General features: G+C 39.5%; 11 protein-coding genes. 3 read left to right on the top strand and 8 right to left on the bottom strand.

The annotated features are described in order from the left end of the window. Positions 1–10: 10 nt before the first annotated feature. Positions 11–1,648, top strand: a complete 1,638-nt coding sequence (locus tag H7U17_RS09420; protein WP_186756454.1) for a sulfatase family protein — start codon at positions 11–13, stop codon at positions 1,646–1,648. A 160-nt stretch (positions 1,649–1,808) separates the two neighbouring features. Here the strand turns inward: H7U17_RS09420 and fahA are convergent, their stop codons facing one another. Continuing rightward, positions 1,809–3,053: a fumarylacetoacetase gene (gene fahA, locus H7U17_RS09415; protein ID WP_186756572.1), complete on the bottom strand. Its 1,245-nt coding sequence runs from the start codon at positions 3,051–3,053 to the stop codon at positions 1,809–1,811. Positions 3,054–3,416: 363 nt separating this feature from the next. Here fahA and H7U17_RS09410 point away from each other — a divergent pair, with 363 nt between their 5' ends. Next, the gene (locus H7U17_RS09410; RefSeq protein WP_186756453.1) at positions 3,417–6,050 is read left to right on the top strand and encodes a valine--tRNA ligase; all 2,634 of its coding nucleotides are present in this window, start codon (positions 3,417–3,419) and stop codon (positions 6,048–6,050) included. A gap of 70 nt (positions 6,051–6,120) precedes the next feature. On the opposite strand, the gene H7U17_RS09405 is transcribed toward H7U17_RS09410, so the two are convergent. Continuing rightward, the gene (locus tag H7U17_RS09405; protein ID WP_186756452.1) at positions 6,121–6,783 is read right to left on the bottom strand and encodes a hypothetical protein; all 663 of its coding nucleotides are present in this window, start codon (positions 6,781–6,783) and stop codon (positions 6,121–6,123) included. A gap of 246 nt (positions 6,784–7,029) precedes the next feature. Here H7U17_RS09405 and proC point away from each other — a divergent pair, with 246 nt between their 5' ends. Continuing rightward, positions 7,030–7,827, top strand: coding sequence for a pyrroline-5-carboxylate reductase (proC, locus tag H7U17_RS09400; protein WP_186756451.1), 798 nt, complete (start codon positions 7,030–7,032; stop codon positions 7,825–7,827). Between the two features lie 332 nt (positions 7,828–8,159). Here the strand turns inward: proC and ilvD are convergent, their stop codons facing one another. The 6 genes from ilvD to H7U17_RS09370 form a co-directional block, all read right to left on the bottom strand. Beyond that, positions 8,160–9,851 (bottom strand): dihydroxy-acid dehydratase, encoded by a 1,692-nt coding sequence (gene ilvD, locus H7U17_RS09395; RefSeq protein WP_186756450.1) that lies wholly within the window; start codon positions 9,849–9,851, stop codon positions 8,160–8,162. A 307-nt stretch (positions 9,852–10,158) separates the two neighbouring features. After that, positions 10,159–11,490 carry an aminotransferase class V-fold PLP-dependent enzyme gene (locus H7U17_RS09390; RefSeq protein ID WP_186756449.1) on the bottom strand — a complete coding sequence of 444 codons (1,332 nt, stop codon included), beginning with the start codon at positions 11,488–11,490 and terminating at the stop codon, positions 10,159–10,161. Between the two features lie 148 nt (positions 11,491–11,638). Continuing rightward, positions 11,639–12,904 (bottom strand): leucine-rich repeat domain-containing protein, encoded by a 1,266-nt coding sequence (locus H7U17_RS09385; RefSeq protein WP_186756448.1) that lies wholly within the window; start codon positions 12,902–12,904, stop codon positions 11,639–11,641. 16 nt (positions 12,905–12,920) lie between these two features. Continuing rightward, positions 12,921–13,463, bottom strand: a complete 543-nt coding sequence (locus tag H7U17_RS09380) for a hypothetical protein (RefSeq protein WP_186756447.1) — start codon at positions 13,461–13,463, stop codon at positions 12,921–12,923. Positions 13,464–13,473: 10 nt separating this feature from the next. Next, complete coding sequence (locus H7U17_RS09375; protein WP_230981342.1) at positions 13,474–14,043, bottom strand: hypothetical protein; 570 nt, start codon at positions 14,041–14,043, stop codon at positions 13,474–13,476. Positions 14,044–14,220: 177 nt separating this feature from the next. Next, positions 14,221–15,855, bottom strand: coding sequence for a M28 family metallopeptidase (locus tag H7U17_RS09370; protein ID WP_230981341.1), 1,635 nt, complete (start codon positions 15,853–15,855; stop codon positions 14,221–14,223). Positions 15,856–15,903: the final 48 nt, after the last annotated feature.

Raw genomic sequence — 15,903 nt, 5'->3', positions numbered from 1 at the left:
TGACTTTGAAATGGATAAATTTAGATATTACAATCAAATACTGCTCACTACAGTATTTACCTTGTTTTTCTTTTCCACTTGCAAGGAAAAAACCAAAGAGCAGAAAAGACCTAATATTGTATTTATCATGAGTGATGACCATGCCTACCAAGCGATCAGTGCTTATGATGATAAATTGATTGAAACGCCCAATATTGACCGCATTGCCGATAAAGGAATGCTTTTCACCAATGCATCGGTAACCAATTCTATCTGTGCGCCTTCACGTGCTACCATCCTTACCGGTAAGCATACGCACATACATGGAAAAATTGATAATGTTTTTCCCTTTGATACTACCAATATAACCTTCCCGCAGGTTTTACACGATAATGGCTACCAAACTGCTATGTTTGGCAAACTTCACTTTGGCAATAATCCAAAAGGATTTGATGAGTTTAAAATCCTTCCAGATCAAGGTGATTATTATAACCCTGAGTTTATTACCAATAAAGGTGACACCACCGTAATGGGCTATGTAACCGATATCATTACCGATTTGACCCTGGACTGGTTTGATAACCGGAGAGAAGAGGATAAGCCGTTCATGTTGTTTTATCTTCATAAGGCGCCTCACCGGGAATGGCTTCCTGCCCCGCGTCATTATAAGGAATTTACCAAGCGTACTTTCCCTGAACCAGCTACTCTTTTCGATGATTATGAAGGTAGGGGAACGGCTGCTCGTGAAGCAGAAATGAATATCGGAGAACATATGACTGTTTCGGCAGACAATAAAATCTACCCTGAAATCGCAAAGGAACTAGGGGTTGAGGAGCCTTCGGAATGGGGATTTAATGTCTTCAAAAGGAAATATTCCAGATTCACTCCTGAACAAAAAGCTGAATGGGATGCTGTCTATGGACCAATCAACGAGGAGTTTAAAAAACAATACCCCTCCATGAATGAAGAAGATTTCATGAGATGGAAATACCAAAGGTATATGCAGGATTATCTGGGATGTATAGCTGCAGTAGATGACAATGTGGGCCGCATTTTGGATTACCTTGATGATAATGGACTAAGCGAAAATACCATTGTCGTATATACCTCAGATCAGGGTTTCTATCTTGGAGAGCATGGTTGGTTTGATAAGCGATTCATTTATGATGAATCCTTTAAAACACCATTATTGATAAAGTGGCCTAAAAAAATTAAAGCTGGAACTGAAAGTAGTGTGATGGTCCAAAACCTTGACTTTGCTCAAACATTCCTTGAGGCTGCAGGTCTAGAAGCCCCAACAGATATGCAGGGCGAAAGTCTCATGCCATTATTAGAAGGTCACCCCGAGAAATGGGCCCGTGAAGGCGTATATTACCATTACTATGAATATCCTGGCTTCCACATGGTAAAGCGCCACTATGGAATAGTAACGGAAGACTTCAAATTGGCACATTTTTACTACGATATCGATGAGTGGGAACTATATGACCGCAAAAAGGATCCTAGGGAAATGAACAATGTCTATAACGATCCCGCATATACCGAGGTCGTTAGAGAACTCAAAGAAAAGCTCAAAGAACTCAGAGTCAAATACAAAGATTCCAAAGAGCTGGATCAGCACTATATGCAGATGTATAGAGATAGAGGTATTATCAAAAGCGATCAATAAATTAGTATCCGAAACAATATGCTGATTTAAAATTGATTTTTGAGGACCTGATTCTTAAATACGGAAGCCCTGGTAATCCATTAAATAAAACCGGGAACCATTTTAAATAATGGTTCCCGGTTTTTCTATCTAAGAACTTAATTTTCTTCACTGCTATCATTTATTTTGCTGGTTTCACCTCGGTACTCACCTCTCCAAAACCTACTCTGATCCCATCATTTTCTGCAAAACCCCTCATTTTCACTGTATCCCCATCTTCAATAAATTTTCTTTCACTGCCATCTTCCAATCTGATTGGCCTTGTTCCTTTCCAGGCCAACTCCAACATAGAACCATAACTATTTTCTGTAGGACCTGAAATGGTCCCAGAAGCATATATATCCCCAATATTGATATTGCAACCATTAACTGTTTGGTGAGCTAATTGCTGTACGGTGTTCCAATAAAGGTATTTATAATTGGATTGACATACGAGGTTTTCCACGCCATTTTCTGGCTGGATATAAACTTCCAGCTTCAAGTCAAAAGCACAATCACCTTCATATTTTAGGTAAGGCAATAATTCTTCCTCTGGTTCAGGAGAAGCCGTTCTGAAAGGCTCCAAAGCTTCAATAACCACTACCCAAGGAGAAATACTGGAAGCAAAGCTTTTCCCTAAAAATGGCCCTAAGGGCACGTATTCCCAAGCTTGAATATCCCTGGCTGACCAATCATTGAAAAGCACAAAACCAAAAATATAGTCCTCTGCCTCTTCTGTCGAAACACTTTCTCCCATTTTAGTTGGTTTTCCTGTAATAAAGGCCATTTCCAGCTCAAAATCCAATCGTCTTGTTGGTCCAAAAGCTGGTCTGTCCATATTGGGATCTTTGTATTGACCTTTGGGCCGAACGATCGCTGTTCCTGAAGGTATAATAGAAGAAGCCCGACCATGGTAGCCCACAGGCAAATGTTTCCAATTTGGCAATAAGGCGTTTTCTGGATCACGAAACATTGCCCCTACATTGCTGGCATGTTCTTTACTGCTATAAAAATCTGTGTAATCACCAATTCTAACGGGCAAGAGCATCTGAGCTTCTTTTCTATTGACCATCACTTTTCCTCTAATTCTATGATCTTTCAGCTCGGGATTATCATTCATCAACAGTTCCTGAACCCTTTCCCTAACTTTACGAGTAATAGACTTTCCCAATGCGATAAAATCATTGAGGTTATCTTTCAAGAAAATTTCATCTGGAAGATCAATTCCCGAGAAAAATTTCTTCTCCTGTAGAATGGATAGATCAACTATTTTATCCCCAATAGCAATGCCCGCCCTTGGAGTTAAACGTTTGTTTTTAAAAACCCCATATGGCAAGTTATAAATGGTGAAATCCGACTTTTCAGGAACCTGAACCCAACTTGACATAGCTGTAAAACCCTCTTTTTTCATATTACCAAAAATCGCTCTATTACAAAGTTAAAGTATCCGAGCAGGACAAAATTGATGCTACTTTTTGTTTCCATAATCAATTAGCCCAAGCCCAATCCTCCTTAATTTACGAACACTTCAACAAAAACCCTACCTATTTTGGACAGCCTACCAACTTAATTTAGCAATGCCACCAAACCATAACATCCATACAAAGTCCTCAATTATCAAAGAAAAAGAAGTAAAATAAACAAGGTAATCACCTTATTGGGGGATTTTTAATGCCTTCAAAGATATTTATATTATTTTTGCGCACTGGGAAATAATTCCAATTCTACATTACAAATCCTAAAAGCAATTATGTCGCTATCTACAAAATATAATCCAGCCGAAGCCGAATCGAAATGGTACGAATTCTGGATGGAAAATAAATTGTTCAGTTCTAAAGTAGATTATAATAAAGAGCCTTATTCTATATCCATGCCCCCTCCAAATGTGACAGGGGTATTACATATGGGACATATGCTTAACAACACCATTCAAGATGTGCTTATCAGAAAAGCCAGAATGGAAGGTAAAAATGCCTGTTGGGTACCTGGAACTGACCATGCTTCTATCGCAACAGAGGCCAAAGTAGTGGCCATGCTTAAGGAAAGAGGAATTGATAAAAAATCCATTAACAGGGAGGAGTTCCTGAAATATGCATGGGAATGGAAGGAAAAATATGGCGGAATCATCCTTGACCAACTGAAGAAACTGGGAGCTTCATGTGACTGGGACAGGACCAAATTCACCATGGATGCTGACCTTAGTGATGCTGTAATCAGCGTATTCGTTGACCTGCACAATAAGGGTAAGATCTATCGTGGTATCAGAATGGTCAACTGGGATCCCCAAGGAAAAACAGCCCTTTCTGATGACGAGGTAATCTTCAAAGAAGTAAACTCAAAGCTTTATTATATCAATTATAAAATTGAAGGCAATGAAGATGAGTATTTGACCATTGCTACCACACGTCCTGAAACAATCATGGCCGATGTGGCTATCTGTATCAATCCCAACGATACCCGCTTTGAGCATTTAAAAGGGAAAAAAGCCTTAATTCCTTTGATCAACAGAGCTATCCCTATTGTAGAGGACGACTATGTGGACATGGAATTTGGTACTGGTTGTTTGAAGGTAACACCAGCCCATGACGTAAATGACTATGAAATTGGTCTTAGACATAAACTTGAGGTGATAGACATCATTAATGATGATGGAACCTTAAATGAAAAAGCACAAATCCTAGTTGGTGAGGATCGTTTTATAGCAAGAAAGAAAATTGCTAAAATGCTGAAAGAAGCAGAGCAATTAGAAAAAGAGGAAGACTATACTTCCAATGTTGGTCATTCAGAAAGGACGGATGCTATCATAGAGCCCAAATTATCACTTCAGTGGTTCTTGACCATGGAAGACATCACCAAGCCTGCACTTAAGGCCGTGATGGATGATATCATCAAGCTTTATCCGCCTAAGTTCAAAAACATGTACCGTAGCTGGATGGAGAATGTCAGGGACTGGTGTATCTCCCGTCAACTATGGTGGGGACATCAAATCCCTGCCTACTACCTTCCAAACGGGGAATATGTAGTAGCCAAAACGGCCGAAGAAGCATTGGAAATTGCCAATGAAAAATATCAGGAGAACTATAGCCTTGGAGACTTGAGGCAGGATGAAGATGTGTTGGACACTTGGTTCTCTTCTTGGCTATGGCCAATCTCTGTATTTGACACCGAGGTTTTCTCTACTGGTGAGAAAAACGAAGATCTAAAATATTATTACCCTACCAATGACCTGGTAACCGCACCAGAAATCCTTTTCTTCTGGGTGGCTAGAATGATCATCGCCGGCTATGAATATATGGGCGAAAAACCATTCAACAATGTTTACCTAACAGGTATAGTTAGGGACAAACAAGGTAGAAAAATGTCCAAATCCTTGGGCAACTCACCTGATCCCCTGATGTTAATCAAGGACTTTGGTGCTGATGGAGTACGTACGGGTATGTTATTCAGTTCTCCGGCAGGTAATGACCTTCCTTTTGATGAAAAGCTGGTTGAACAAGGCAGAAATTTCTCCAATAAAATCTGGAATGCCTTCCGTTTGATCCAAGGATGGGAAGTGGATTCCAATATTTTGGAGCATAATAACCATACCGCTATTAACTGGTTTGAAAACCGCTTCAACCAGGCCTTGGCTGAAATCGAAGATCACTTCAGCAAGTTCAGGATTTCTGATGCCCTGATGAGCACTTACAAGTTGGTTTGGGATGACTTCTGTTCTTGGTACCTTGAAATGATCAAGCCAGAATACCAAAAACCAATTGACCTTGAAACCTATGAGAAGACCATTGGCTTCTTTGAGGATATCTTGAAGGTATTGCATCCATTTATGCCGTTTATTTCTGAAGAGTTATGGCATCAAGTGAAAACCAGAGAGGTAAAAGATGCCTTGATTGTTTCCTCTTGGCCAAAACTGGGTGAATATGATGAAAAATTGATCAATGATGCGGCTCAAGTATTCGAAGTAGTTTCACAAATCAGAAATATCAGGGCTTCAAAAGGCATCTCACCAAAAGAGGCATTTGAGCTTAGTATCAATACCCAAAACCAGGAGCTTTATCAATCCTTTGAAGCTATCTTGAAAAAATTGGCCAACCTTAGCCAACTTGGATTTGCTGAAAAAGTGGATGGAGCCTTAAGCTTTGTGGTGAAGTCTGATGAACTGTTTATCCCACTTAACGAGCAAATCGATGTGGAAGCAGAGAAAGAAACCCTGACCAAGGAATTGGAATATACCAAAGGCTTCTTGAATTCGGTAATGAAGAAACTCAGCAATGAACGATTTGTAAATGGTGCTCCTGCTCAGGTAGTGGAAAATGAGAAGAAAAAGCAGGCTGATGCAGAAGCAAAAATAAAAGCCTTGGAAGAAAGTTTAGCCAAATTGGTTTAAACTCATATTCCCTTCAAAATCATATCAAAGCCAGTCTATTTCTAGAGACTGGCTTTTTAGTTTATTCATTTCAAAAGCTATAGGTAAGCGGAACTGCTAAACCATAAAAGGTAAAACTCGCATTATCCCCACCCGAAAAAACAGCATTTAAATTCGGGTTAATTCCCAATCTCCCGAATTTGGCATAAAAACCTATGGAGCTCAATCCCCCCAATCCAAATGAAGTCCTCCTATCATAAACATCCATATAGGGTTCTTCTATACTATTAAAAATCGCAAAAACCTCTTTATAACTGAACACCCCTATCGCAAACTCAGATGTAAGACCAAAATGCTTCCCTTTTAACTTTGGACTAACACCTGCATACACGCCTCCACCATTTAGCTTATAATCGTAAGAATTAGTCCTCTGAGGACTCCAATTTGTACTTCCGTAACTCGATGAACCTCCCTCTATTAATGAACCAAAAATAATATCCAAATACGGCAACTTAGTTGGAAGTGTAAATTTTAAATTCACCCCTTGCAGAATTTCATTATCTGGACCTGTTGAGCTTCTTTTGAAATTATAATAATTATCCTCGTTCATACTGTTGGAATGCAGAAAGGGGCCAAATGAAATCTCCATTCCAGTGTCTGCACCTTGTGCAAAGGCACCACTATAGGATATCAAGATACTTGCAGCTAATAATAGGAATGAATAAAGTGTAGAGTGCTTTACTTGGTTAATCATAATAAAATTTTAATACATCAAACAATCAGACCTTAAAAGTATATCAGGTCCATCTTTTTCAAGAAAGCCCAAAACTAATACAATCCTACTGAAAAACTCAAATCAATAAATCAAGTTTTTCTTTATCAAGTCAGAAATCAGTATAATTCAATCACATATTTTTTTATAATGACATCATCAACATTCAAAGGATTGGTTTATTTTTACAGCACAAAAGCATCATTTACCATTTCAGCTTTAAGCCAAATGAAAAATTTAAAAATAGCCGTTATTGGTTGTGGAAACCTTGGCCTTTCCATAGTGAATGGCTTACTGGACACCGAGGGATTCGATGCCCAAAACCTCTTTGTTACCAAAAGACATCCAGAAAACCTTTTCTATTTACAGCCTAAAGGTGTTACTGTCACAGCAGACAACCAGGAAGCCGCCCAAAATGCTGACCTGGTAGTCTTGGGTGTCAAGCCTTATAATATCCCCCATATCCTAAAAGAAATAAAACCTGTCCTTAATCCTAAAAAACAGGCCATCATCTCCTTGGCCACAGGAATCACCCTGGAGGACATGTATCAATATCTACCCCAGGAAACCAGTATTTTCCGTGCCATGCCCAATATTGCGGCTGATATCCAGGAATCCATCACCTGTATTTGTGGAAAAAACGGGAATGGAGCAATTGAAGCCAGCATCAAAGAGCTGTTCAACAGTATTGGTATTTCCATTATGATTGAAGAACATTTGATGGAGGCCGCCACTGTATTGGGAGCCTGTGGGATTGCCTATGTACTTCGCTTTATGCGTGCTATGACCCAGGGAGGCATACAAATAGGCTTTGATGCACAAACTGCCAATACCATCGTAAACCAAACGGTCAAAGGTGCCGCAGAATTGATCATCAAAAAAGGTATCCACCCAGAAGCAGCTATTGACAAGGTGACCACGCCAAAGGGCTGCACCATCGTAGGTCTGAATGAAATGGAACATCATGGCTTCAGTGCCGCTATGGTCAAGGGGGTTCTGGCTTCCTTCAAAGACATTGAAAAATAAATTGGTCCAGAAATTTCTTAGTCGTTTTATTTGTTTCTATTCTAAGATCAGGCTAAAAATTGAAGAGGCAACAATATTATGATTATAATCTGCATCCTTTATTTAACTCTCATTATGGTTTGGCCACAGATGTATACTGATTAACACAGATTTGATTATTTGCATCTATCTGTGTTAATCTTTTTCATCTGTGGTTTAAAATAATTTCATATTAATTGGATAAAAAAGTTTAGGCCTGATTGAACCTAAAACACCTAAAGAATAATAAAAAAAGCTCGGTCCCTTTTTAAGGCACCGAGCTTTTTAACTTATCAGGCAGCTTTTATAGTCTACTAGAACAAATCAGTCTTCAATATCGCCCCATTACTTGCATTGGTCACCAAGGCGCGGTACTGACCTAACCACCTTGATGTCAATGGCTTTTTGACCGGTACAAATTCAGCTTTTCTTTTCGCTATTTCCTCATCACTCAAATTCACCGATAAAATATAATTGTCCACATCGATATGGATTTCGTCTCCATCTTTAAGCAATCCGATCATTCCTCCTTCAGCAGCCTCTGGAGAAACATGCCCAATAGAAGCTCCTCGGGTGGCCCCACTAAATCTTCCATCAGTGATCAAAGCAACCGAACTTCCAAGCCCCATCCCCATAATCAAACTGGTAGGACTCAACATCTCCTGCATCCCGGGACCGCCCTTTGGCCCCTCGTAACGAATCACCACTACATCACCTGCCTTCACTTTTCCACCTCTAATTCCTTCAATCGCTTCTGGCTGCCCATCAAAACAAACTGCTTTTCCGGTAAAGACCCTTTCTCCAGTAATTCCTGCTGTTTTGATCACAGCACCTTCTTCAGCCAAATTACCGTAAAGAATGGCCAAGCCACCCACCTTGCTGTAAGGATTATCGATAGTGTGGATAATTTTGGTATCCTTGATATAAGCATCTTCTATTTTTTCAAAAAGTGTTTCACCTGTGATCGTCAAATTATCGATAAGTACCTCATCACCTCTTTTGGTCATCTCCTTCATCACGGCGTTTACACCTCCTGCCCTATTGATATCCTCCATATGGACCGTACTAAGGCTTGGGGAAATTTTAGCAATATGGGAAACCCTTTGGGAAATCTTATTGATATCTTTCAACTGAAAATCCACTCCTGCTTCCTGAGCAATCGCCAACATGTGCAAGACGGTATTGGTACTTCCACCCATGGCCATATCTACTGCAAAAGCATTTCTAACGGCATTTTCATTCAAGATATTTCTAAGCTTGAATTTCTCCCTTGAAGCCTCATCTTTGGCAATCTCACATACTCTTCTTGCTGCTTTCCTATAAAGTTCCTCTCGTTCTTTGGTCAAGGCCAAAATGGTTCCATTTCCAGGCAAAGCAATTCCCATAGCCTCCATCAAGGTGTTCATGGAGTTAGCTGTAAACATCCCCGAACAGCTCCCCCCACTTGGACAGGCATTACATTCAATATCCTTTAGTTCCTCATCACTCATGTTTCCTGCTTCATGCTTCCCTACCGCCTCAAAAGCCGTGGCCAGGTCAATTGGTGTTCCATCTTTGGTATGCCCTTTGGTCATAGGGCCGCCACTGACAAATATGGTGGGCACATCTACCCTTAGTGCACCCATGATCATTCCTGGAACAATTTTGTCACAATTAGGAATAGCAATCATCGCATCCAACTTATGAGCATTCATTACCGTCTCCACAGAACTAGCAATAAGCTCTCTACTTGGCAATGAAAATAGCATACCATCATGTCCCATCGCAATCCCATCATCTACTCCAATGGTATTAAACTCAAAAGGAACACAACCATTGGCCTTAATTTCATCTTTTATGATTTGACCAACTTTATTTAAGAAAAAGTGCCCTGGAATAATCTCTACAAAGGAGTTGGCCACCCCAATGAATGGCTTATCAAAATCATCATCTTTCAATCCTGTGGCCCTGAACAATGATCTATGAGGGGTCCGTGAATGCCCCTTTTTTACTTCATCACTTCTCATGATAAACGCTATTTCTAATTTATGTGACAATACTTTTGCGGGCCAAAGATAGTTAATCTTCCGCTTTAAAACTGCTTTACAGTGCGCTAGTTTTTCAGTTCTTCTATCAAGCATAAAAATATTCCTCCAAGCCTGACGTAACAGAAAAGATCTTCGGTTGTTTAAGCAAATTTCATTGCTGATTCTATAAAAACATTCTGGAAGAATAAAAATGGTGGCAATTTTGGACCAGTGTCCCCAAGCTTCCAGAAAGCTGGAAATGAGCCATTATTTCTTCTAAAATCGATCAATCATCCTAAATAGTTAATTAAGCTGAAGCAATCTTAGCAAGCACCGCTATACTTTTATCCACTTCCTCTATAGTATTCCCCACAAAGGGCGTCAATCTAGCATAGGAAACCGGATAAGGAGAATTACTGGCTATAATTCCATGTTTATGAAATTCTACAACCGTCTCTTCTGGTCCTAATCCATTTACTTGGAAACAATTAATTCCAGCAGAGAGCTTCGGATCTATTGGACTTATCAAGTCCACTCCTTCGATATCCTTTATCCCCTCCTTAAGTCTCATACTCAATTCAGTGGTACGTTGATGAACCTTATCCCTTCCGATTAATTCTTGCAGCTCAAAGGCTGAATTTAATGCCCACCTATAATCAAAGGAATGAAAACCTCCAGGTGACATCATTTCAGAAAAAGTAGGGGCTCTATCCGGTGTTTGACCCAGGTAATCATAAAAAGGATATTCTGAAAAGGCAGGGATCGTAGGCAAGATAAAATCCCAAGCATCTTTCCTCGCAAAGAGGATCCCAGTACCTCTTGGACCAAAAATCCATTTATGGGTACCCGCAGAAAAGAAATCACAACCCAAATCAGAAATATCTTCATCCTGATTTCCAAACCCATGAACACCGTCAACTGCAAAATATATTCTTTTGTCTTTTGGCCTTTGTGCGTTGGCTTTCCTGACTACTTCTGAAATATCTTTAATAGGTAGTTTCACTCCCGTACAGGACTGCACCCAAGTAACCATCAACACCCTGGTTTTGTCTGAAATGGCCTTTGAAATGGCATCGACCACTTCATCGACTGTTACCGTTCTAGGATCCTTGTATTCATCTATGCGTCGATAGGTAGCCCCTGTTTTTTGGCAGGTATATTCTATGGATTTTTCGGTCACATAGTGATCATGGGTGGTTGCCAGAATTTCATCTCCAGACTTAAGCCTCATGCCATTGAACAGCAAGGAAGTGCCCATGGTAGTACTGTCAGTAAGTGCGATTTCACTTGGCAATACCCCCATATACTTAGCAGCAGCGTCGCAAACCAACTTTTCAGCTGTTAAATAATGTTCTTCCCAATATGTGGCCGGATTAGTATCAAAAGCCATTCTATGCTTGGTTATAGCCTCAGCTACAGGTTTGGGATGGGAAGCCAATAGCATTTGGGCCATTTGAATATGGCTATTATCTAAAGGGAACAGACTTCTTACCTCTGACCAACTTAAATTGTCCTTTGGAAAGGAAGATGACAAAGAAGGAGTTTTCGGTGATTTTGCATAGGTGGAAAAACTAGTAGGCAAGGCAAGGGCAAGGCCCATGGAAAAGCCTGATGACTGGATAAATCTTCTTCGGTCCATGATTTTCAGGTTTTGGGTTTATTAATATAAGTTACTAAAATTCAAACCAATAACACCCAGACACAAGCAGATTATTATCTAAAACCAGTATTAAAACACAATCTATCGAGAAAAATAGAATTTAGTGTATTTATAAAAAAGAACCTGATCAGTATATAATTGCCACCCCATATAATGCCCCTTTCAATTCCTCAATTTCGACTTTTGAGATTTTATTTCCCTTAATATTTAATACTTCCAAATTTTTCATTTTCATAATTGATGAAGGTAAAGACCTTAGCTTGTTCTTGGACAATATCAATACCTTTAGATTTTTCATTCGGGAAATTTCTTCCCCTATGTATTCAATATTGTTTTTCCCAAAATCCAACACTTCCAATTGATCCAGTTCATACAGCTCTTCAGGAAATTGCTCAAACCTATTATCCCCGAGCCCAATTTTCTTTAGCTTTTTCAGCTTTGAAAATCCGGAAGGTAAGGAGGACAATCTATTATAGGGAGCATAAAATTCTTCTAGCATGGGCAAAAATTCCAATTGCTTGGGTAAATCAATTAAACCACTTCTTTCGACATCCAAATATTTTACATGAGGTAAAGTTTTGGACAAATATTTAAAATCATCCAAACTTTTATTTTTCAGCACCAATTTGGTCGTATTCGAATTGGAATTAGCCTTTCTAAGAGAAAAAGCCACATCCTTTGCTACAATACTAGGAGAATTTAATCCAGATTGTATCTCCCCTGCATGAGATCGAATTACTACCTCTGCCAATGCATTAAGATCAATTGCTCCTTCAATATTACCATGAAAATTATTATTACTTCCACCAAGCCTAAAACGAAACGGCATAATAATATTGTAAGCAGAATCAGATGGACTCCAGCTTCCTGGTAAAGAGAATAAAAATCTTTTGATTTCTTTATCTATCCCTCCAAGGTCACCTTCTGTATTAATGATCTCGACATCATTTATATGCCCCTTCCTATTAATTTCAACTGATGCTCGAAACAATCCTTCTATCCCCTTTCTCCTTGCTTCTTCTGGGTATCTAAGGTTTTTGGATAAATGTTGGTGATAGGCTGCCAAGCCTTCACTGTACCTAATTTTGGGAGGATCTGGCTTTAATGGTTTTAAATATACCTGAAACCTATTCTGATCTGGAATTTCCAATTCTGCATCCAAATAGCCAAGCTTTTTAAAAATAAAGAATCGAGATGAATCTATGTTAAATTGAAAATACCCTCTGTGATTGGAAGTAGTAGTAATTCCTGATTTATCAAGTAAAATAGTCACTCCATTAATGGGCTCCTTCGTTTTTTCATCCAAAATCTTACCGAGGACTGTCCTCTGGGAAAAAGCAGGACTGGTGAAAATCAAAAAAATCATTCCTGTCCAAACAATTTTATTCCTCATGTCTTACTATTATTTTTTAAAAAGCATAACCAAAACCTACTCCCGCAAACAGTGGCCAAAAACCATCGCTGTTAAAAATAGGCGTCAAATTCACTCTCCAGGTAAATCCTTCTTCATCTGGAATCCTTCTGTAGCCAAAATTCATGGTCCCCATTACTGAAGGAGTCTCTCCCATATCTAAAATGAATTCATAGTACTTATCAGTGTCCCCATTATTTATCGTCCCAGTATAGGAGTAATTATATTTGTCCTTATAATTGATCAAGGTAGCTCCTGCTCCCACTTCAAAATAATGCTTGCTTTTCCCAAAAATCTTGGTAATCTGCACAGGAATGGAAAGAAAGGACTCATCTGACAAGGCATAAGCTCCTATCCCAGCCCGAAGCCCCCAAGAATCTACTCGTCTGTTATCAAAGCGTGTTTCATAATTAAAAGAATATACCAATCCAGCCCCACCTATTTCTACAAATACCGCTTGGGTTGGCTTCTTTTCATCCTGTGCCAGCAAACTAGTTGAAACCAACATTCCCACAAAAAACATGAATGCTATTTTTCTCATCACCATAAAGTTAGAATGCATAACCAAAACCTACTCCAGCCCATAGCGGCCAAAAGCCCTCATGGTTGAAGGCCGGCACCAAATTGGCACTGAACAAAAATCCACCATCCTCTGGCACCTTCCTATAACCAAAATTCAAAGTTCCCATAAAAGCGGGCGTATCTCCACTATCCAATATCCAAGAATAATTCTTCCTGGTATATTCTTCAGAGATATAGTAGGATCCATTAGTCTGAGGATTTTGGTAATAATTGGTATGGGTAACCCTATTCCTAAAATTAATAAATGTCGTCCCAGCACCAATTTCAAAAAAGTGTTTCTTACTTCCCAACAACCTATTTACTTGTATCGGAGCTGTAAGGAGCGTTTTTCCATTTAATGAAAACCCACCAGCACCAACTCTCATTCCCCAGGAATTTATATTTTCCTGATCAAACCTGAAATCATAATTAAAAGTATAGGCCAGTCCAGCACCACCCAATTCTAGGAATACTGCTTGCGTTACCGGTTTTTCTTGACTTTGTGCATCACTAATGGAAAAAATCAGTAGTGCCACCGCCAAACAAAAATACTTCCTCATAGCAAAATAATTTAATGATTTGCCAAAACTACATATTTCCCAAAAACTAAAAAACTAAGGAATTACAATTCATACAGCTCCTTACTTTGGCCTTCATATAACAAGGAAACATAACAGGACTTCTCAAAAAAAAACTTATGCATCAAAAGCTATTTGCAGTACCATCATTTCCCTTCATCAGCGAAGAGATTTAAACTCTGACCCTTCTTTCCAAGCAGGCCAAATTTCTTGGGAATCAATCATCCTACCTAGCTGATATAGCAGTTCAGCATCTTCTGCAGCTCCTTCCAAATTCCACCTAGCACTATCAAATTCATCAGTCTGCTTATGATAGTACTTAGCCGTATACTCTTCACTCAAAGCTTTCCCCACTTCTTTTCCCTGCCCTACCAAGTCTATTCCAGTATCAGTATAAAGTGCCGGTACACCTGCTTTAGCAAAATTGAAATGGTCCGACCTAAAATAATAACCTGCTGCCGGATTCGGTTCAGAACTGATATAACGGCCTTGATGGTCAACTGCCACTTGAAGCAAATCTTCCAAATCTGACTGTCCTTCTCCTACCACCACTATATCCTTCATTCTCCCATAGGGATTAATCCCATCGATATTAATATTAGCCAAGGTCTTGGATATAGGGTAAATAGGCTGTTCAGTATAATAAGCAGATCCAAGTAAACCTTGCTCTTCAGCCGTTACAGCCAAAAACAAAATGGTCCTTTCCGGCTTTTCTCCTCGGGCAAAAGCTTCAGAAATCTCCAATAATGCGGCTGTCCCACTGGCATTGTCCAAGGCCCCATTAAAAATACTGTCACCCTCTGTGTCTGGCTCACCCACGCCAATATGATCCCAATGGGCCGTATAAATGATATACTCATCTGGTTTAGCACTTCCTTCCAGTTTAGCAATGACATTCTTTGAATTATTATGTCTTACCCTGACTTCCAAAGCTGTACTGGCTTTTAGACCTAAAGAAAAACTCGTAAAACCAGGCTTCCTCGCCTTTGCCAGCAATTCGCCACTTTTAAACCCTGCCATTTCAAAAAGTTTGTTCGCTGCAGCAAAGCTTAACCATCCTTTAAACTCCAACTGATGTGCATGATCATCTTTTGGATTCAAATAAAGCTGGGCACTATTCCAGCTATTTTGGAGCACATTAAATCCATAACCCGCTGGTATCGTATTATGCACCACCAAACAGCCTAGAGCACCTTGCCTGACCGCTTCCTCAAACTTATAAGTCCACCTCCCATAATAGGTCATGGTATTTCCCTTAAAGAACTTTTCATCATCCGTTCCAAATCCAGGATCATTGACCAAAACCACGACAATCTTTCCCATCACGTCCAGCCCTTTATAATCATTCCAGTCATACTCAGGAGCAACGATACCAAAACCTGCAAATACGAATTCTGCTTCATCCACCTGAATATTCCTATCTTGCTTCTGTGTAGAAATCACATAATCCTTTAAGCCTTGTAAAGTAACTGTTTTTCCGTTTCCCTTAACCACCATGGTAGAATCTGCTTTACTTGTAATCTCTACCAAAGGGACATCTTGGAAATAACTATTTCCATTCCCTGGGCTTAAACCTATGGACATAAATCGCTCTTCTAAATAGTCTAATGTTTTCTCCTCCCCCAAGGTAAATGGCATCCTCCCCATATACTCATCGGAAGATAGGATTTCTATATGTTTTTGGAGCGAAGCAGCTTTTATTTCTGGATCAAGATCATGGGTATCGGAAGTTCCCTCACAGGCAAAAAATATCATTGGAACAAATTGAGCAATCAATAGACTTATCTTTTTCATCTTCATGGATTTAGTGGCTTGATCAAGATACAAAATAGCAAATAATAG

The sequence above is a fragment of the Echinicola salinicaeni genome (genome assembly GCF_014280965.1).
GTDB lineage: Bacteria > Bacteroidota > Bacteroidia > Cytophagales > Cyclobacteriaceae > Echinicola > Echinicola salinicaeni.
This window is presented reverse-complemented; position numbering and strand designations above follow the sequence as displayed.